This window comes from Enterococcus sp. S183_ASV_20 (genome assembly GCF_018919685.1).
GTDB lineage: Bacteria > Bacillota > Bacilli > Lactobacillales > Enterococcaceae > Enterococcus > Enterococcus faecalis.
Window position 1 is genome coordinate 1 of sequence record NZ_JAHLRI010000040.1, and the last position, 19,210, is coordinate 19,210.

A 19,210-nucleotide genomic window follows, 5' to 3' on the forward strand; every position below is an offset into this window, starting at 1 on the left:
GTCTTGATACTCTGAGCGTTAACGCCATCTAAGGTTCCTTTACTATAGGGGAAGATAAATTGGTCGGTGCCTAGAATTGATTCAGTTGCGCCTGAATTTGGTAAGGCGACTACAAATTCATCTTGTAAAAAAGCCAAACCAAACGCATTACCAATTAAATCCTTTTGGACATCAGCGGCTGTACGCTTTCCATCTGGATCAAACGTAAAAATAATCGAGTCGGTTTGATAAATAAAACCAGATTCTTTGGCCTTTGTTTGCAACGTGCCATTTTCAATAGAAAAGTCAGGCAACTTTTCTGCAATTTTTTGGCCATCTTGTTGCACCTCTTGTAGCACAGAAAAGACTTGTTTGGTAATAGGTAGTGCTAAAATAGCACTTAAAAAAACAGCATAGAGAATTACTTTCCAAAACGCCATTTTTTTCGCATGCCGTAATTCTGAAACTGAAAAAAAGGCCTGCTTAAATAATTGCAATGTATTCATTTATTTACTCCTCACATCGTTCTTCTACAGGTCATTCTAGCGAATTTATGAGGGAAACACAAGGTAATCTCCCTCTTTTGTAAAACTTTTCTTTTGGCAAGCAAACTATTTTGTAGAAAGCGGTTCACTCTGTTATCATAATAGTTGTATGAAAGACGTATGTTACATACTAAAAAATAGGGGGATTTAAAAAATGACTTACACATTACCAGAATTACCATATGCTTATGATGCATTAGAACCTTACATTGACGTGGAAACAATGCACTTACACCATGATAAACACCACAACACTTATGTGACTAACTTAAACGCAGCGATTGAAAAACATCCAGAATTAGGCGAAAAATCTGTAGAAGACCTAATTTCAGATATGAATGCTATTCCTGAAGATATCCGTACAGCCGTTCGTAACAATGGTGGCGGTCACGCAAACCATACATTCTTCTGGGAAATTATGGCACCAAATGCTGGTGGACAACCAACTGGCGCTATTAAAGAAGCAATCGATGAAACATTTGGTAGCTTTGATGAAATGAAAGCTGCTTTCAAAACAGCTGCAACTGGCCGATTTGGTTCAGGTTGGGCTTGGTTAGTTGTGAATAACGGTAAATTAGAAATCACTTCAACACCAAACCAAGATTCACCATTAATGGATGGCCAAACACCTGTTTTAGGTCTTGACGTTTGGGAACATGCGTATTACTTAAAATATAAAAACGTTCGTCCAGATTACATTGAAGCATTCTGGAACGTTGTTAACTGGGATAAAGTAAACGAACTTTTTGCAGCAGCAAAATAAGTTTGCCAATTGTGAAGGAAAGAGTCAAATGACGGCTGTCATTTGACTCTTTCCTTTTACAAATCCAGGGTCGAAATAGTTGTTCGTTTATGGCATACTAAAGTAAGTAGGGAAAGATAACGGATACATAAAGAAGGAGCTAAAAAAATGAATGTTATGATGCAAAAAGTACACGGGTCAGAAAATGATTTCTTTTTATTGGATGAAACACAGTTTGAGCGTTCTTTAACCGCTGAGGAAATTGAGCAATTACGCATCCAGTTATGTTCGCGGGAAACAGGATTATTGGCGGGAGCAGATGGGTTACTTTTGGTAGGAGAAGGGACTCACGGCACGTCCAATGCTAGAATGCGAGTGATTAACAGCGATGGTAGTGAAGCAAGCATGTGCGGGAACGGCTTGCGTACGGTTGCCCGTTATTTAGCTGAAAAAAACCAAGAAAAATCATTTACAGTTGAAACAATGTTTGCAGATTTGAAAGTACGTCAAGCCCCCAGTTTAGCTGAAGAAGTAGCGACTTACCAAGTGGAAATTTCGCCAGTAAGTTTTGAAGCAGTCACTATCCCAATGCATTTAGGGGTCCAAACATTAATTGATGAAATCGTACCAGCCTTATCTAACACCATTCGCTTTACAGCGGTAGCAGTGCCTAATCCGCACCTTGTAGCATTTGTGGATCACGAAACCTTAAATGGTCCAGAATTTGAACGAATCGCTACCTATGTAAATAATGAAAATCCGTATTTTCCAGAAGGGATAAATGTGAGTTTTGTTGAAATTCTTGGCAAAAATCAACTATTTGTTCGAACGTATGAACGTGGTGTAGGTTTTACAAGTGCTTGTGGGACAGCTATGTGCGCAAGTAGTTTACTTTATACGTTATTGAAAGATGGTGTTTTTTATGAAGAAATAACCGTCAAAAATGCTGGAGGTATGGTGAAAACAGTCGTCCACGAAACGTCTGATGACAGTTATTGGATGGAATTAATTGGGAATGCCACGATTACGCATTTGATTGAAGGATCACTGACTGATTTACTAAATGGTGCATTTGAGAAAATAACTATCACTGAAACGAATGAACAGAAACATTATCAAGAATTTCTGCAAACACTTTCTCAAAAATAACAATTGTTCCTTGATAAAGCGCTCTTTTATTTTACAATTGTGTTAAGTTCTTGTTCCAAAAAATAAAAAATATTGCTTGAATAAGCAAACTATGAGAAAATAAAGGGCATGAATTAAGAATTATTCTTAGATAAACGAGGAAGTGTCTTATGAAACTATGGAAAAAAGTAGTACTGGGCTTCTTGAGCGTCTTGCTAGTGGTAGTAGCTGGGGTATGTGCTTACGGGATTAAGATGTATTCAGATGCCAATTCAACAATTAATGGGATCTATCAATCAGTTAACCGTAAGTCCAATAAAGGAGCCACGGCTAATATTGATGCGCAAGAACCATTCTCTGTTCTTTTAATGGGGATTGACACAGGCGATTTAGGCCGAACAGAACAAGGTCGTTCAGATACTACAATGGTTGTAACCATCAACCCGAAAGAAAACAAGTCCACAATGATCAGTTTGGATAGAGATATTCTAACAGATATTGTTGGAAATGACACACAAGACAAATTGAACCATGCCTATGCATTTGGTGGCGCCGAAATGGCGATTAATACAGTCCAAGAATTACTGGATATTCCCATCCATCATTATGTATCCATCAATATGAAAGGGTTAAAAGACCTGATTGATGCGGTAGGCGGTATTGAAGTAGATAATACGATTGGTGAATTTACGTTGGACGGTATTACTGTTCCAGCAGGTAAAATCAAGTTAGATGGCACGACAGGTTTGGCTTATGCGCGGATGCGTCACGAAGATCCTGAAGGAGATGTGGGTCGTCAACGCCGCCAACGAGAAGTTGTTGAGAAAATTGTGCGCAAAGTCATGAGTTTTGACGGTGTTTCAAAATATCGAAAAATTCTTGATGCTGTTGAAGCCAATGTAAAAACAGACTTAACTTGGGATGACATGATGGACATCCAATCAAAATATTTGTCTGCCTTTAAAACAATTGACTCTGAACAATTACAAGGATACAGTGCAACTATTGATGATATTTATTATCAAGTCCTAGATCCAAATAGTTTATACAAAACACAAACAACACTTAGAAAACAACTTGGTTTAAAAGAACATGCTTCTGAACGTGAAAAAGATTTAGCCTTTTATAATCAGTTTAGCTATGCTGTTACAGATACTGCACTGATTGGTGAATCTGGTGATTCAAGTGTCAATAGCTCTACTAGTTCGAGTAGCACAGCGGACACCACAGCCGGACAAACAGAATACAACGGCAATACGCAACAAGCAGCAGAAGGAGCCTATGATCCGAATACGTACGTTGACCCAAATACGTACACAGATCCAAACGCTTATGCTGATCCAAATACGTATGTGGATCCCGACGCACCACAATATTAATCTGTTAAACAAGCTCGAAAACTTCTATTTCTGATGGAAATAGAAGTTTTTTTCTTTTATTCTAGAAATTTTTTTCAGAAGGTGTTATAATTGGACTATACCAAAATAAACCGTAAGGAGCGTGTCAAAATGCAAATTATCCGTGTAGCAAATGCAGAAGAAGGCGGCAAAAAAGCGTTTGAATTAATTAAAGAAGGTATGAACAATGGTGCGAAAGTTTTAGGCTTAGCAACAGGTAGTACACCAGAAACATTATATAAAGAAATGACAGCAAGTGATGTCGACTTTACAGAAATGACTTCTGTAAACTTAGATGAATATGTTGGTTTAGGTGGCGAAGATGAGCAAAGTTACCGTTATTTCATGAACAAACACTTATTTGACAAAAAACCATTTAAAGAAACATTTGTACCAAATGGTAAAGCAGAAGATTTAGATGCTGCTTCCGCAGAATATGAAAAAATTATCGATGCACATCCAGTAGATATCCAAATCTTAGGTATTGGTCAAAATGGACACATTGGTTTCAACGAACCAGGCACACCTCTAGATAGCTTAACACATGTCGTTGAGTTGACTGAATCAACAATCAACGCAAACAAACGTTATTTTGACAAAGTAGAAGATGTCCCAACACGTGCTGTTTCTATGGGGATTGGCTCAATCATGAAAGGTAAAAAAATGATTTTAATGGCTTATGGCGAAGCAAAAGCAGAGGCCATTAAAGGAATGATTGACGGACCAGTAACAACAGACATGCCAGCAAGTGCATTACAAAACCATCAAGATGTTGTTATAATCATTGATGATGCAGCTGCAAGTAAATTATAATCGTTGATGAAAAAGAACTTGAAACATAAGGATTTCCTTATGTTTCAAGTTCTTTTTTTGTTATACTGGAAGTAATAGAAGAAGAGGTGAAAAGGATGTTACAGCTAACAATTCCAGAAATTATTTTACGGTTAGTCCTAGCGATGGTGATGGGTGGCGCAATTGGTTTTGAAAGACAATATAAGAATCGCCCAGCAGGGATGCGCACTCACATTTTAGTTTGTATGGGCGCGGCTATTATTGCGTTAATTCAGTCGCAAATTGCAATCAATGCATTGAAAGATGCGTTAGCTAATCCGGCTTTGACGGGGGTCATTCGTTCAGATCAAGCAAGGTTGATCGCACAAGTTGTAAGTGGAATCGGCTTTTTAGGTGCTGGAACCATCATTGTAACGAAACAAAGTGTCACCGGATTGACGACAGCAGCGTCACTATGGACCGTTGCTGGTTTAGGGATCGCGGTGGGCATGGGCTACTATACGATTGCCTTAACAAGTTTTATCGGTGTATTATTTGCCTTAACCATTGTCAAACGAATTATTCACGTACCAACAATCAAAAAATTAGAAATTCGCTATCAACATAAACAAGAAACCAAAGAATTTATTAATCAGTATTTTGAAGAAAAACATATTGAAATTTATGATGTGAATTTCAATGTTTCTTGGGTAGATGATACAAAAATCTATACGAATATCTATACTATTGATTTGCCTAAAGGCCTAACGTATGCCGATGTTATCGAAGATCTATCTGTTTCAAATAATGTAACAAAATTACGATTGATTAATGTGTAGAAACATCTATTTATAATTAATGACAACCGCTATAAGTTAAAATGCTTATGGCGGTTTTCTTCTAGGACCTAGGACTGATTTTTTAAGTTTAATATTTCAAAAAGATTACAAAAGAGTTATGATTGTATTACGAGTTAGAAAGAAAGGTGATAAGTAAGATGAATAAAAAAAATAAATTTCTTAGTATTATTGTTGTTGTCGTTGTGATTATTGGTGCATTTGTGATGAAAGCTTATAATCAATTGATTACTTTAGATAATAAAGTCGAAGCAGAATGGTCACAAGTAGAGAATGTAATGCAAAGACGTGCTGATTTAATTCCTAATCTTGTCAGTAGTGTTCAAGGCAGTATGACTCAAGAAAAAGAAGTTTTAAAAGAAATAACGGAAGCACGTAAAGCATACGCAGGAGCAAAATCTTCTTCTGAAAAAGGGCAAGCAAATGAGCAAATTGAAAAAGGATTAGGTAATTTTGTTACAGTATTGAATGAAGATTACCCAAAGTTAGCTTCTTCTGAAAATGTCAAAACCTTAATGACTCAATTAGAAGGATCTGAAAATCGAATTTCTGTTGAACGCCGTAACTATATACAAGCTGTTGAAACATATAACCAACAGATTTCAAAATTCCCTGATAAAATAATTGCAAAACTTTTAGGATTTGAGAAGAAAACTAACTATGTTGCGACAGAGCAGGGAAAAGAAGTACCACAAGTGGAATTTAAATAAAAAATTTGTAGAAAATTTGGGTTAAAAGAAAGAAGTGAGGAAGGTTGGATAAAAAAGTCGAAAAAATTCAAGAAAAAGTTCGTTTGTTTTATAAAAAGCATCAGCGGAATACAACGATTGTTGTGGTAATTAGTTTAAGTATGATTTTAATATTAGGAATGGCTGCTTGGTATGAAGGAAAGGGAATCTCTTATGAAGCAAAACAAACTGCACTGAGAGAGAAGCAACATGCCTTACAAAAAAAGAGAGACGATATTTTAGCAGGGAAAATGACTGAAGCGTCAACCCAGACAACAATAAATAACTTTTCTAAACAAGAAATAACTGGTGAAAATGAATTAGTGACAATTACTGGAACGAATGGGCAGTTGAACATTAATGATGCTAATATCTATGTTTCAGATAATGCAGGTATTGTCTCAAATCAACTTAAACAGAAAATGTTTCAATTGAATCAACAATTGTTGGAAAATGCGAATGGCGCACAATTTATGCTTATTACCGTTCCTGCGTTACCTAGTGGGGAATCTGTTGAATCTTACAGCAATAAGATTGCTAATCAATTAGGTGTAGGGGATCGTGAAAAAAATAATGGTGTGGTTTTTCTAATGGCAATTGAGGATCGCGAGTCTCGCTTGGAAGTTGGATATGGCTTAGAGAGTATTTTAACGGATAGCTATGCGGATGATATTATTAATAATGAAGAAGTAAAAGAGGCTTTTAGAGACGAGGATTATAATACAGGTCTCAATAAAATTATTGATCAAGTATCGGCTGCAATCAATTCAAAAACCGCACAAGTGGATAATGAATTAACAAATATACAAACAGAGTTAAACACTAACACAACGAAAAGAAATGTTCTTTTAATGGCAAGTATTGCTGGGATGCTCATTTGTGCTGTTTATATTTTACAAATTTTAAGAACAAGAAAACTTGTTAAAAAAATGTATCAAGATTATTTGAATTGTTTACCAACAAAGGCTGTCCTAAATAACTCAGAACAGACAAAGAAAGTATTAAATAAGATGAAAAAGACTTCTTTTTATTGTTTATATCTTAATGGAGCAACGTTATTTGCCACAAAAGGGAAAATAAGACGTGCCACTAAGCGTGGTTCTTTACTAAGTATATATCCAAATGCAAAAAAACAATCTTTTGGGCGTTTATTAGTAGGAGATACTTTATATAGTTATGATGGTAGTGTTTTGACGTATGCTTATTTAAACTCACAATACAATCCGTCTAATCATAGTAGTTCTGGTAGCAGCAGTGGTGGTTCATTCGGTGGCGGCTCATTCGGCGGTGGCGGTGCCTCAGGAAGTTGGTAAAATAAAAAGCTAGAAACGTTGATCGTTTCTAGCTTTTTGCTATTTATCTAAACCGTAAAGATAGTCATCATCTTTCATGGCTTCAACTGTTCCTAGTAAATAGCCATTTCCTACTTGGGAGAAGAAGTCATGGTTGCTAGTTCCTGTCGAAATACCATTCATTACAATCGGGTTCACATCATTGGCTGTATCCGCAAATAAGGGATCCATACCTAAGTTCATTAAAGCTTTGTTGGCGTTGTAACGTAAAAAGGTTTTTACTTCTTCGGTCCAACCTAAGTCATCATATAATTCTTCTGTATAACGTTCTTCGTTTTCGTACAATTCGTAAAGTAAATTATACATCCAGTCTTTTAGTTTATCTTGCTCATCTTCTGGTAATTCATTAAATCCTAATTGGAATTTATAGCCAATATACGTGCCGTGCACTGATTCATCACGGATAATCAATTTAATAATTTCAGCGACGTTCGCTAGTTTATTGTTTCCTAAATAGTAAAGAGGAGTGTAAAACCCAGAATAGAATAAAAACGTTTCTAAAAATACACTAGCAATTTTTTTCTCTAACGGAGTGCCGTTTTTATAAATTTCGTTAATCCGTTCTGCTTTATATTGCAGATGTTTGTTGGTATTTGTCCACTCAAAAATATCATCAATCTCTTTTTTTGTATTTAATGTACTGAAGATAGAAGAATAACTTTTGGCATGGACAGATTCCATGAATTGGATGTTATTTAAGACGGCTTCTTCATGGGGCGTCCGCACATCATTTCTCAGTTGATCCATGCCGCTTTCTGATTGAACAGTATCTAATAAAGTTAAACCGCCGAAAACGTAGCCGACAGTAGTTTTTTCTAAATCGGAAAGAGTCCGCCAATCATCTAAGTCATTGGATAACGGAATCCGTGTATCTAACCAAAATTGTTCGGTTAATTTTTCCCAAGTGGATTTATCAATGACGTCTTCAATGGCGTTCCAGTTAATTGCTTCATAATACGTTGCCATGGTTATTCCTCCTGTATGCTGGGACAGCAGTCTGTTTGACTAGTTGTCTCGTTTCTTCGCTTAAAACGTTCTACAGAGTCCAAATAGGAGCGTGCAGCCGTTCTTCTTTGTCCAGTATATCTGAAAATGTCCTGTTTAAAAAGAGAACATTCCTAAAAAATAAGACGCTCAAACAGAACGCCTTATTTAAGTGCTTTTCATTAAATCACGCAAGACTCACATTGATTGCTGCCAATTTCTTCAGCATCATCTGTAAATGTACGAATATAGTAAATTGATTTAATCCCTTTGTTGAACGCATAATGACGTAAAATGTTCAAGTCACGGGTTGTTTGTTTTGGTGTTTCTTTCCATTCATACAAGCCTTCAGGGATTTCTGAACGCATAAACAAGGTTAAACTCATTCCTTGATCAACGTGTTGTTGCGCTGTTGCGTAGACATCAATCACTTTGCGCATATCCATGTCGTAAGCAGAAGTATAGTAAGGGATTGTATCATTAGCTAAATAAGGCGCTGGATAGTAAATCTTACCAATTTTCTTCTCTTGACGTTCTTCAATCATGCGAGTAATTGGATGAATGCTGGCACTAGTATCATTAATATATGAAATTGAACCATTTGGCGCTACGGCTAAACGATTTTGATGATAAAGACCATCTTTTTTCACAGCATCGCGTAACGCAGCCCAATCTTCAGCCGTTGGAATCTGAATGTCTTTGAAGATTTCTTTCACTTTATCAAATTTTGGTGTAAAGTTGCCTTCAATATATTTATCGAAGTAAGCACCAGAAGCATAATCTGATTTTTCAAAATTATGGAAGACTTGGTTACGTTCTTTCGCAATTTGATTACTTTCCATTAAAGTCCAGTAATTTAATAACATGAAATAAATGTCTGTAAAGTCTAATGATTCTTCAGAGCCGTATTCCATATGATTTTTAGCGAAGAAGGTGTGTAAGCCCATTGCGCCTAGTCCGATTGTATGGCTTAAACGATTTCCATTTTGGATAGTTGGCACGACATCAATTTCAGAAGCATCTGTTACAAAAGTTAACGCACGCGTCATAGCGCGGACAGATTTTCCAAAGTCAGGACTTTCCATTAAATTAACAATGTTAGTTGAACCTAAGTTACAACTAATATCTGTTCCTAAAACTTCATATTCTTGTTTCCCATTAATAACAGAAGGCGTTTGAACTTGAAGAATTTCAGAACATAAGTTACTCATGATAATCTTGCCATCAATCGGATTGTTTTTGTTAGCTGTATCAATATTGATGATATAAGGATAGCCAGATTCTTGTTGTAATTTAGAAATTTCATTTTCTAAGTCACGGGCTTTAATTTTACGTTTACGTATGTTTGGATTGGCCACTAGGTTATCATATTCTTTTGTGATATCTACATAGGAATAAGGCACACCATATTCACGTTCCACACTATAAGGACTAAATAAATACATATCTTCGTTGTTACGCGTTAATTCGTAAAATTTATCTGGAACAATAACACCAAGAGACAACGTTTTTACACGGATTTTTTCATCAGCGTTTTCTTTTTTAGCAGATAAGAACATTTCAATATCTGGATGGAAGACGTTTAGATAAACCACACCAGCACCTTGACGTTGACCTAGTTGGTTAGAGTAGCTAAAGCTATCTTCAAATAATTTCATAACAGGGACAACACCACTTGCTGCGCCATCATAACCTTTGATTGGTGCGCCCGCTTCACGTAAGTTTGAAAGAGTAATTCCTACGCCACCGCCGATTCGTGATAATTGAAGGGCAGAATTAATTGAACGCCCAATGCTGTTCATATCATCTGTTACTTGAACTAAGAAACAAGAAACCAATTCACCTCGACGTTTACGCCCAGCGTTTAAGAAAGAAGGTGTGGCTGGTTGATACCGTTGGTGGATCATTTCATCCGCCAATGTTAAAGCCAACTCTTCATCGCCATCCGCAAAATACAAGGCATTAAAGGCAACACGATCTTCATATGTTTCTAAATACTCTGTTCCGGCGTTGTTCTTTAAAGCGTATTGAGAATAAAATTTATAAGCCGCCATGAAAGACTTGAATTGGAAATGTTGTTCATCTAAGAAAGCATATAATTTTTCAATAAAGTCCATTGAATATTTTTCGATGAATTCAGTTTCAATAAAATCTTCTTTCATTAAAAAGTTGATTTTTTCTTCAGCAGAGCTGAATTTACGTGTATTCGGTTCTACATTTTCTTTAAAGAAGGCTGCGAGTGCTTCTTTATCTTTATTTAAAGGGATTTGACCATCAACAGGACGGTTAATCTCGTTATTCAGTTTGAAATAGCTGACATCTTTAATTTCTTTTAGACTCAATTTCTTCCACTACTTTCTTAAAGGTCTCCACGTCTTCGTCTGTTCCGCTAAACTCAAAGGAGTATAGAAGCGGAACGTGATAATCGCGGGCAATATCTTTGGCGGTATAGACAAATAATTCAGCAAAATTACGGTTGCCCCCACCAGCTACACCAACTAACAGTTCTTGATTACTTTTATAATCAAGAAAGTCATTCACTACCTCTGTAATTTCTGCATCATAGGTAGGAATGACAAGAATAAAAGGCTCATTTATTTCAAAAAAAGGATTCGCTGGCTCAAGTTCATAAGCAGGCAAATCCAATTTTTTAATAAAGCGCCTTGTTTGACCGGTGACTGAAAAATAAACAAGTTTCATCTTAGCTAGCCAATTGTTTTAATTGGTCTGGACGGAAGCCAACAACGGTTGTTGCTTCAGATGTGATTACCGGTACGCTTTGGAACCCTTGTTCTTTTAACCAGTCGATAGCATCTGGTTGTGCGTCGATATTGATTTCTTCAAAAGCGATGTTATTTTCACTTAGGAAACGTTTCGCCATTTTACATTGGATACAGTTATTTTTTGAAAAGATTTTTACGTTCATTGAAAGTTCCTCCTCTTTTTTTCTACATAGACTAGTATAAATCTATGTAGAAAAAAGTCAACACTTTAACACTATATATTGTGGTGCGTTTTTCTCATAATACTAGTTTTTGTGTTTTTGAAAGAAAAATGAAAACACGTGAATCCTCGTTTTTGGGAGAAAAAACACATTGGTCAGTGTTTGACAAACAAAAAAATTAAAATTTTGAAAGAGAACATTTAGTGAAAAAACACTAAATATTGTGTTGACATTTGAGTTAGGCACAAGAAGAAAAAATAAGCGGATTTGTTATTGAATGATTGGAATTTTACAGTAGCTAGTAACATAAAAAACAAGTGCTGACTTTTTTTCAAAAATGGTAACCTGAAAAAAGTGTCTCTATATAGAAGGAAAATAGAAGAAAACAGGAGATACATCCAGAAATTCATTGACTTTCCGTGTAAGCAAGCGTATTCTTTTAATTGAGAACGATTCTCATTTTCGTTTGAAACTTTTTCACATGGAGGAAAGTAAATGATTACGTTAGCGCAGGCAGAAGTTGGGAAAGTCTATACAGTCGAAAGCGTCCAAGCAGATGTTCAGACAAAGAAACATCTGAACAATTTAGGTGTCGTTGCAGGCCAAGCAGTTGTCCTTGTCAATTATCAGAATCAAAATGGTATTGTTTTATTACATAATAGTCGAATTGCGCTGACAGATACGATTTTACAAGCGATTCATGTGGAGGAGCGCTCGGCGAATGAGAAAGTTTGGGTCTCCTTAGATACCTTGAAAGTTGGAGAACGCGCTACAATAGTAGGGATCCACGGACAAGGAGCGGTGAAACGTCGGTTGATGGACATGGGCTTAACAAAAGGAACAGTAATTTTTATTCGCAAAGTAGCTCCTTTAGCTGATCCAATTGAAATCAATGTACGTGGCTACGAACTAACGTTACGAAAAAGTGAAGCGGAACTAATCTTGGTTGAAAAGGAGGAAAGCGAATGACTCAGCAAATTGCACTAGCCGGCAACCCTAATAGCGGTAAAACGACAACGTTCAATATGTTAACAGGAGCCAACCAATATGTTGGAAACTGGCCAGGGGTGACTGTGGAACGCAAAGAGGGGGTGGCAAAGAAAGATAAGACACTCATTATTCAAGATTTGCCAGGGATTTACTCTCTTTCTCCTTATACGCCTGAAGAAATTGTGGCACGAGATTATCTTTTGGAGGACCAACCTTCAGTGATTTTGAATATTCTCGATGTGACCAATTTGGAACGGAATCTTTATTTAACAACACAATTAATTGAAACTGGATTACCGGTTGTTTGTGCGTTAAATATGATGGATTTGTTGGAAAAAAACGGCCAAACATTGAATAGTGAAAAGTTAAGTTATGGCTTAGGCGTGCCTGTTGTTGAGATTAGTGCTTTGAAGAATCGTGGGTTGGATCATGCTTTAAAACAAAGTAAGCAGCGAGCGAATGCCATAGAGACAGAGGTTATTTATCCTTCTTATGATAATCGCTTAGAAGCAGCACTTGCTGAAATTGTTGATATTTTAGGGAATACTGTTCCTGAAACGCAACAGCGTTGGTATAGTTTAAAACTTTTTGAACGAGATGTTCGAACCAAAGAGCAATTATTATTGAGTTCTTTTCAAGAAAAAGAAATTGAAGAAGTCATTCAAATTACTGAAAAAATCTTTCAAGATGAAAGTGAAGCGATTATCATCAATGAACGCTATGCCTTTATTGCTCGATTAATTGCTTTGTGTGCGACGAAAAAAACAGAAATGACATTTACTCACAGTGATAAGATTGACCGAGTGGTAACCAATCGGTGGTTGGCGTTGCCAATCTTTGCGTTTGTGATGTGGTTGGTCTATTACTTATCTATTCAAACGGTTGGTACAATGGGGACAGACTGGTTAAACGATGTCTTTTTCGGGGAATGGGTTCCTCAATTTGTGGGAAATTGGTTGGCGCAATGGCAAGTAGCACCATGGATGCAAAGTTTAATTTTAGATGGGATCATTGCAGGTGTTGGGGCTGTGTTAGGTTTTTTACCACAACTGGCCGTCCTGTTTTTATGTTTAGGTTTTTTAGAAGATTGTGGCTATATGGCACGGATTGCCTTTGTCATGGATCGTTTGTTTCGGAAATTCGGCCTATCTGGTAAGTCGTTTATTCCAATGTTAATTGCGATAGGTTGTGGGGTCCCAGGCGTGATGGCTAGTCGAACGATTGAAAACGAACGCGATCGGCGAATGACTATTATGGTCACGACTTTTATGCCATGTTCGGCGAAGTTGCCAATTATCGCTCTGATTGCAGGTGCATTTTTTCCTAACCAAAGTTGGGTCTCGCCCTCTGCTTATTTCTTAGGGGTTGCTTCCATTGTGTTATCAGGGATTGCTTTAAAAAAGACCAAGCATTTTTCGGGAGATCCAGCACCATTTATTATGGAACTTCCCGCCTATCATTTGCCACAGCTTAGAAGTGTGGTTCGACATGCCTATGAACGATGTCGCTCATTTGTAAAAAAAGCAGGCACGATTATTTTTGTTTCCAGTATTCTCATTTGGTTCATGTCACATTATTCTGTGACGTTTCAACCCGTTCCAGAAAGTCAAAGTATTCTAGCATTTCTAGGTAAAGGGTTGGCGGTGCTATTTATCCCATTAGGCTGGGGTAATTGGCAAGGGGCAGTTGCCACAATTACAGGATTGATAGCGAAAGAAAATATTATTGGTACCTTAGGCATTTTATTTGGCAATGTGAAAGATGTTTCTGAAAACGGGGTAGAAGTCTGGGGCGCACTGCAACACACCTTTACGCCAGTCGCGGCCTATTCGTTCTTAACTTTTAACTTATTATGTGCACCTTGTTTTGCTGCAATTGGCGCAATTCGTCGTGAAATGGGAGACCTCAAATGGACATTAGGAGCCATTGGTTATCAATGCGGTTTGGCTTATATGGTTAGTTTTGTGATTTATCAATTGGGCCATGTGTTAGTCGAAAAAGGCACACTAACTCTGGGGACTTTTTTAGCGATGGGTGTTGTTTTAGCTGGATTTTATTTCCTTATAAGAAAACCAAAGCCAGGCAAAGAAAGTGTCCAAGCAATCACTTCTTTAGAAAGAGGGTAATAACGGATGGCAACAATTATTTTATCCATTTTAATTTTTGGGACAGCAGGAATCATCACCTATCGACGAATCAAAAAAGGGGAAAGTTGTGAAGATTGTCAAACAGCTTGTCCTGTAAAAAAAGAACAATCTTCACAAGAATAACAACTGAAAAAAATTCCCTCTTGTATAAATAATAGCGGAGTGCTACAATATTGAGGTAGCTGAAAAGCCATTTTATACAACGGGGGCATAGCTCAGTTGGTTAGAGCATCTGACTCTTAACCAAATGCTCTGCTTGTGAAAAAAGCTTTATAAAACTTTATAAATAGGTTTTTAGTTTGTGAATTTTTTTATTGCCAACATACTGGCAACAAATTGCCAACGAAAAAAATACTAAAAACAAGAAACGATACCACAAAGATATTGTTTTTTTGTTTTTTATTCTTTAAACCCAAATGCGTTTTCTAATGCTTCTGCTGCACGCTCTTTTACTCCTGCAGTTAAATGTGTATATAAATTAGCAGTTGTCGAATACGATGCATGTCCCAGCCATTCTTGAATGGATTTCATATTCTGTCCACTATCTAACATTATTGAAGCATTAGAATGACGCAAGTCATGAAAGCGAATTTTTTTCAATCCATTTTTCTTAATCAACTTACTCAAGCGATGTGTTACATATTGAGGCTTCATCAACCGTCCATCTTCCATAGTAAATACGTACTCACTATCTTTTAAAATATAATCCTCTCCTAAAAGAATACGATTATCTTGTTGCCATTTAGCTTGATTTACTAATGCTCGTTCAATCGTTTCAACCAAAGGCAACGTACGATAGCTGGAAGAGTTCTTTGTTTGATCTTTCTTTATTAACTGGGACATATTCTCTGGATTTTCTATGATTACATGGTTTATCATGATTTTTTTGTTTAAAAAATCAATAGCAGACCATTTTAATCCTAAAACTTCACTTCTTCGCAATCCATAAAATGCTGTTAAAAGAACTACCAAATAGAGCTTTTCTTCTGACAAAATATCAAGTAATTTCAAGATCTCGTGTTGATTATAAACTTGAGAAACAAATTGTTTCTTTTTTGGCTTTCTTACTTTATCTGCTACATTTGTACTTATCAATTCTGTAATAACAGCCTCTTGAAGAGCTTTGCGTATAAATGCGTGATAATGAATGACTGTATTAGCTGTACAGTCATCATTTAACATATATTGGTAAAAATCTTGTAAATGATAAGGCTTTAACCTATTTAGTTTAATTTTTTTAGGATAGAAAAACTTGTAAATTCGATTATGGACATAATGCTTATACCCAACATATGTGTTAAATGCTACTTGTTTTTTTGATACTTCTAAATAATTAAGCAAATAGTCATAAAACAATAAATCTGGATTAGCACATTTACATTCCATAGCTAATTGACTTTCCAATTCTAGTAAAAATTCATCTCTAATTTTTTCTGCTCGTTTTTTATTTCCTTTCTTTTTTAATTTTGTATCTTTCCACTTTTGTCTAATTTTTCCGTTAGAGTCTTTATAAGATACAATTACTTGTAATGTTCCTCTTTTCTCAATTATGTTTGCTCTTAATTTCAATTCAATCTCTCCTCTTAAACTGAAATATCGGCAAAAATTTTGACTATTCTATTATAGCATGATTTTTACCTTCATCTTGTATTTTTAATATATACTCAATGACAGCTTTTTTAGGTATTTTGTACCTTGCTCCAATTTTTATATTTTCTATTGATTTATCTTTCAGCAAATTATAAGCTTTATTTTTTCCAATATTTAACATTTTAGTTAAATCAGTAATTTTCAATATCGAGGGATAACTTTCAAATATTTTTTCATAATCTTGAAAATCCATAAAATTCACTCCTACATTCTGATAATAAGTATTGCACTTTTTTATTTTAGGTGTTAGAATAACAAAGTATTAATTTGGGCTGTTAGCTCAGTTGGTAGAGCAGATGACTCTTAATCATCGGGTCGCGGGTTCGAGCCCCTCACAGCCCATTGGGTGCCAAACCCTTAAATACAGTGTAAACGTTGGTGCTTAGCATTTAGAAAACGTGTATACTGTATTTTTTTGTTTTAAAAAAAGACTGTAGTACCCCGCTTTTTTACTGGCTCTTTGTCAAATGGTGTTGTTTTGACTAAATCACACTTTAGGAAATGCTTCGGCATTTCCTTTTTTGCGTTATTAAATGATCTCACAGATATTTTGCTGGATGAGGACACGCATCCGAAGGTGACGGAAAGTCCGGAATCCAAAAGCTATTCTTTTGATTACTTTGATAAGGTTGTTCTTTCCCTCCAGTTTTCCGTTTGAATAGGGATATTTTAAAAGAGTTTGTGATGGCTTCTTTGTGCTTTCTCAGGTAACGAATCGCTTTTTTAAACCCCTCGTTCATTGAATGTGGCAATGATTCAATCAAGTCGAAGAATTCAGTGAAATCTTTTGCGTCAAAATCAGCTAACAATTCTTGATAGACCTCATAGCTTTGTCGCAATTGGTCATCTATGGACAATAGGTAATCAAGCACCTCAGATTCTGTTAGGTATTTCCGATGGAAAAGGGGAAATTGCTTGAAGGAGGTGTAGTTTAACTTCGCATTTTTCTTCAGGATCGTTCGCCAATACTTTTTCAACTTTCTGTAGTCTTTTTGAGCTTGTGGATCGCTTTTCTTCAACTGATTCATTGTCTGAATCCGTTGTTTATTAAAGGCACGCGTAATTTGTTGGATGACGTGGAAACGGTCGATTGAGATTCGTGCGTTTGGAAAGACTTCCTTAGTCACTGCATCGTAAGAGGCATTCATATCCATAACAATATGTGTGACACGTTTTCTGGCTTTTAAGGTAAATCGTTGGAAGTATGCCCGTAGTTTAAAGTTGCGTCGGTCGTCTAAGATATCGAATATTTTGCCAGTATCCGCATCGCTGATAATAAAGCACATGGCACCTTCACAATCGCTGGTTCCTTTAAATTCATCAATTAGAAGATGTTTGGGAAGGTAATTAGGCTTTTTACGAGGCTCCTCAAAGAAGCTGTCTAAGACACGTTCAACGGTTTTTGTGGAAACGAAGTATCGCTGTGCAATATCTTTCATTGAGATCTTTTTCTTCAAATCCACGGCAATCGCAAATTTTAAGGCCTGCGAGATGTAACAATTCTCCGCTACATAATAGGTTTTGGCAGAAAAAGTATGACGGCATCGGGTGCAGCGAAAACGTTGTTTGTACAGGTGTAGATAGGTTGGTACCTCTTGATAGGGAAGCAACTGAATCCAACTGTCTTGGTAAGAATGGCGGATGACAGAATCAAACCCACAATACTCACAACGAGGAGCTTCTCCAGTTAGTAAGCCGGTAAACACATTGGCCATCCGGCCATGAATACTCTCTTTACTAATGGCATCTTTTGAGAAACTAATATGAGAATCCTTGATATTCAGGATTTGTTTGATGGATTTACTTGTATTTTCATCGGTACATTTGATATTCTTAGTTATGGACATTTGGTTATCCTCCTATGATTGGGTTTGGCGATTTAATTATAGGACAACCAAATGTCTTTTTGTTATAAAAAAATACTTGGTGTCTTTACTCATTTGAGAGTAACAACACCAAATATCATAGAACCAGTTAGAAATGGAAGAAGAAAAAAGCAATGATTTCGTGTGAATAATGCACGAAATCATTGCATATTTTAGAAAACGGCTTTGAAGATGCTATTCAAATTTTGTCTTTTCCTGAAAATATCCGCCGAAGGATTCGTACAACCAATGTGTTGGAACGGTTGAACGAAGAGATTCGCCGGAGAGAACGAGTGATTCGGATTTTTCCAAATATCAATTCCATCACTCGGATAATTGGAACACTTTTGATGGAAAAGGACACTGAGTGGCTGGCTTCTCCACGAAAATATTTAGAATTTAATTCGAATAACATTTAGCACCATGAACCTGTGCGAGTCTCTTCTTTCTGAGGAGAGACATCAAGAGTCGCTGCGCTACTGCTCCTGACCTCTCTCCTCAGAAAGAAAGGCATGGTAGTTAGGTTCACAACGCAAAACATTGTGCTTTTGATGAGGTTGAACTTTTACACAAGATTGTGGACTTGACTGATTTATCCTAAAGCTAAATACCAACATTGCTGTGTTCACGTTTCCCGTAATATTGCTCATAAAGTACGTGTCAAAGATCGAAAAGAAATCTGTGATGATTTTAAGGCTGTTTATCAAGCTAGCTCAAAGGAAGAGGCAAATACCTTTTTAGGGAGTATGATTGAGAAGTGGCAGAAAACTTATCCTAAAGTGACGCAGTCACTGATAAAAAATCAAGATTTATTGACTTTTTATGAGTTTCCGCCTGGTATCCGCCGAAGCATTTACTCAACTAATTTAATCGAATCTTTCAATAAACAAATCAAGAAATACAGCCGCAGAAAAGAGCAGTTTCAAAATGAAGAATCACTAGAGCGTTTCCTAGTATCCATCTTTGATACATACAATCAAAAATTCTTAAATAGAAGCCATAAAGGCTTCCAACAAGTGACGGATACATTAGCTTCAATGTTTACTGAGTAACCCATTATTTTGCAGAAGGACGAGTTATTTACACAAAATTATTGACGCTCCCGGTTGGTACAACAAGAATTGCAGTAGC

Annotated in this window: 17 protein-coding genes, 1 tRNA gene and 3 pseudogenes; 13 read left to right on the top strand and 8 right to left on the bottom strand. The window is 36.4% G+C overall.

Features of this window, described 5'->3' with window-relative positions:
- Positions 1–485 (bottom strand): DUF1189 domain-containing protein (locus KQI94_RS11715; protein ID WP_216454436.1); only part of this gene is annotated, 485 nt, incomplete at its 3' end.
- Positions 486–678: 193 nt separating this feature from the next.
- Here KQI94_RS11715 and KQI94_RS11720 point away from each other — a divergent pair.
- From KQI94_RS11720 to KQI94_RS11750, 7 genes are all read left to right on the top strand, one after another.
- Positions 679–1,287: a superoxide dismutase gene (locus KQI94_RS11720; protein WP_002361201.1), complete on the top strand. Its 609-nt coding sequence runs from the start codon at positions 679–681 to the stop codon at positions 1,285–1,287.
- A 147-nt stretch (positions 1,288–1,434) separates the two neighbouring features.
- Complete coding sequence (dapF, locus tag KQI94_RS11725; protein WP_002363017.1) at positions 1,435–2,415, top strand: diaminopimelate epimerase; 981 nt, start codon at positions 1,435–1,437, stop codon at positions 2,413–2,415.
- Between the two features lie 149 nt (positions 2,416–2,564).
- Positions 2,565–3,773: an LCP family protein gene (locus KQI94_RS11730; RefSeq protein WP_002386097.1), complete on the top strand. Its 1,209-nt coding sequence runs from the start codon at positions 2,565–2,567 to the stop codon at positions 3,771–3,773.
- Between the two features lie 129 nt (positions 3,774–3,902).
- The gene (gene nagB, locus KQI94_RS11735) at positions 3,903–4,604 is read left to right on the top strand and encodes a glucosamine-6-phosphate deaminase (protein WP_002363019.1); all 702 of its coding nucleotides are present in this window, start codon (positions 3,903–3,905) and stop codon (positions 4,602–4,604) included.
- Positions 4,605–4,699: 95 nt separating this feature from the next.
- Positions 4,700–5,401, top strand: coding sequence for an MgtC/SapB family protein (locus tag KQI94_RS11740; RefSeq protein ID WP_002355354.1), 702 nt, complete (start codon positions 4,700–4,702; stop codon positions 5,399–5,401).
- Positions 5,402–5,559: 158 nt separating this feature from the next.
- Positions 5,560–6,129, top strand: coding sequence for a LemA family protein (locus KQI94_RS11745; protein WP_002386098.1), 570 nt, complete (start codon positions 5,560–5,562; stop codon positions 6,127–6,129).
- Between the two features lie 44 nt (positions 6,130–6,173).
- A complete protein-coding gene (locus tag KQI94_RS11750) occupies positions 6,174–7,460 on the top strand; it encodes a TPM domain-containing protein (protein WP_002381196.1) in 1,287 nt (428 codons plus the stop codon).
- 39 nt (positions 7,461–7,499) lie between these two features.
- On the opposite strand, the gene nrdF is transcribed toward KQI94_RS11750, so the two are convergent.
- The 4 genes from nrdF to KQI94_RS11770 all read right to left on the bottom strand — a co-directional run bounded on the left by nrdF (position 7,500) and on the right by KQI94_RS11770 (position 11,409).
- Positions 7,500–8,465, bottom strand: coding sequence for a class 1b ribonucleoside-diphosphate reductase subunit beta (gene nrdF / locus KQI94_RS11755; RefSeq protein ID WP_002355357.1), 966 nt, complete (start codon positions 8,463–8,465; stop codon positions 7,500–7,502).
- 200 nt (positions 8,466–8,665) lie between these two features.
- Entirely contained in the window at positions 8,666–10,825 is a 2,160-nt protein-coding gene (nrdE, locus tag KQI94_RS11760; RefSeq protein ID WP_002355358.1) for a class 1b ribonucleoside-diphosphate reductase subunit alpha, read from the bottom strand.
- A complete protein-coding gene (gene nrdI / locus KQI94_RS11765) occupies positions 10,806–11,183 on the bottom strand; it encodes a class Ib ribonucleoside-diphosphate reductase assembly flavoprotein NrdI (protein WP_002355359.1) in 378 nt (125 codons plus the stop codon). Before nrdI ends, nrdE begins: the two co-directional genes overlap by 20 nt.
- Before the next feature lies 1 nt (position 11,184).
- On the bottom strand, positions 11,185–11,409 hold the full coding sequence (locus KQI94_RS11770; protein WP_002355360.1) for a redoxin NrdH: 225 nt from the start codon (positions 11,407–11,409) through the stop codon (positions 11,185–11,187).
- 513 nt (positions 11,410–11,922) lie between these two features.
- Between KQI94_RS11770 and KQI94_RS11775 the strand changes: the two genes are divergently transcribed.
- From KQI94_RS11775 to KQI94_RS11785, 3 genes are read left to right on the top strand one after another with little or no spacing between them, the layout of a single operon-like run.
- Complete coding sequence (locus tag KQI94_RS11775; RefSeq protein WP_002355361.1) at positions 11,923–12,396, top strand: FeoA family protein; 474 nt, start codon at positions 11,923–11,925, stop codon at positions 12,394–12,396.
- Positions 12,393–14,543 (top strand): ferrous iron transport protein B, encoded by a 2,151-nt coding sequence (feoB, locus tag KQI94_RS11780; protein ID WP_115357829.1) that lies wholly within the window; start codon positions 12,393–12,395, stop codon positions 14,541–14,543. The genes KQI94_RS11775 and feoB overlap by 4 nt, the downstream gene beginning before the upstream one ends.
- Positions 14,544–14,549: 6 nt before the next feature.
- The gene (locus tag KQI94_RS11785; protein WP_002355364.1) at positions 14,550–14,687 is read left to right on the top strand and encodes a hypothetical protein; all 138 of its coding nucleotides are present in this window, start codon (positions 14,550–14,552) and stop codon (positions 14,685–14,687) included.
- Positions 14,688–14,963: 276 nt separating this feature from the next.
- On the opposite strand, the gene KQI94_RS11790 is transcribed toward KQI94_RS11785, so the two are convergent.
- A complete protein-coding gene (locus tag KQI94_RS11790; RefSeq protein ID WP_002355365.1) occupies positions 14,964–16,133 on the bottom strand; it encodes a tyrosine-type recombinase/integrase in 1,170 nt (389 codons plus the stop codon).
- A 43-nt stretch (positions 16,134–16,176) separates the two neighbouring features.
- A complete protein-coding gene (locus KQI94_RS11795; protein ID WP_002355366.1) occupies positions 16,177–16,407 on the bottom strand; it encodes a helix-turn-helix domain-containing protein in 231 nt (76 codons plus the stop codon).
- Between the two features lie 76 nt (positions 16,408–16,483).
- Between KQI94_RS11795 and KQI94_RS11800 the strand changes: the two genes are divergently transcribed.
- A tRNA-Lys gene (locus KQI94_RS11800) sits at positions 16,484–16,556 on the top strand.
- 187 nt (positions 16,557–16,743) lie between these two features.
- Here KQI94_RS11800 and KQI94_RS11805 read toward each other — a convergent pair.
- A pseudogene (locus KQI94_RS11805) lies at positions 16,744–18,061 on the bottom strand (ISL3 family transposase).
- A gap of 188 nt (positions 18,062–18,249) precedes the next feature.
- Here KQI94_RS11805 and KQI94_RS11810 point away from each other — a divergent pair.
- Together KQI94_RS11810 and KQI94_RS11815 are read left to right on the top strand one after the other, a co-directional pair.
- A pseudogene (locus KQI94_RS11810) lies at positions 18,250–18,498 on the top strand (transposase); the annotation flags it as partial.
- A gap of 171 nt (positions 18,499–18,669) precedes the next feature.
- Positions 18,670–19,131 (top strand): annotated as a pseudogene (locus KQI94_RS11815) (IS256 family transposase); the annotation flags it as partial.
- Positions 19,132–19,210 lie beyond the last annotated feature (79 nt).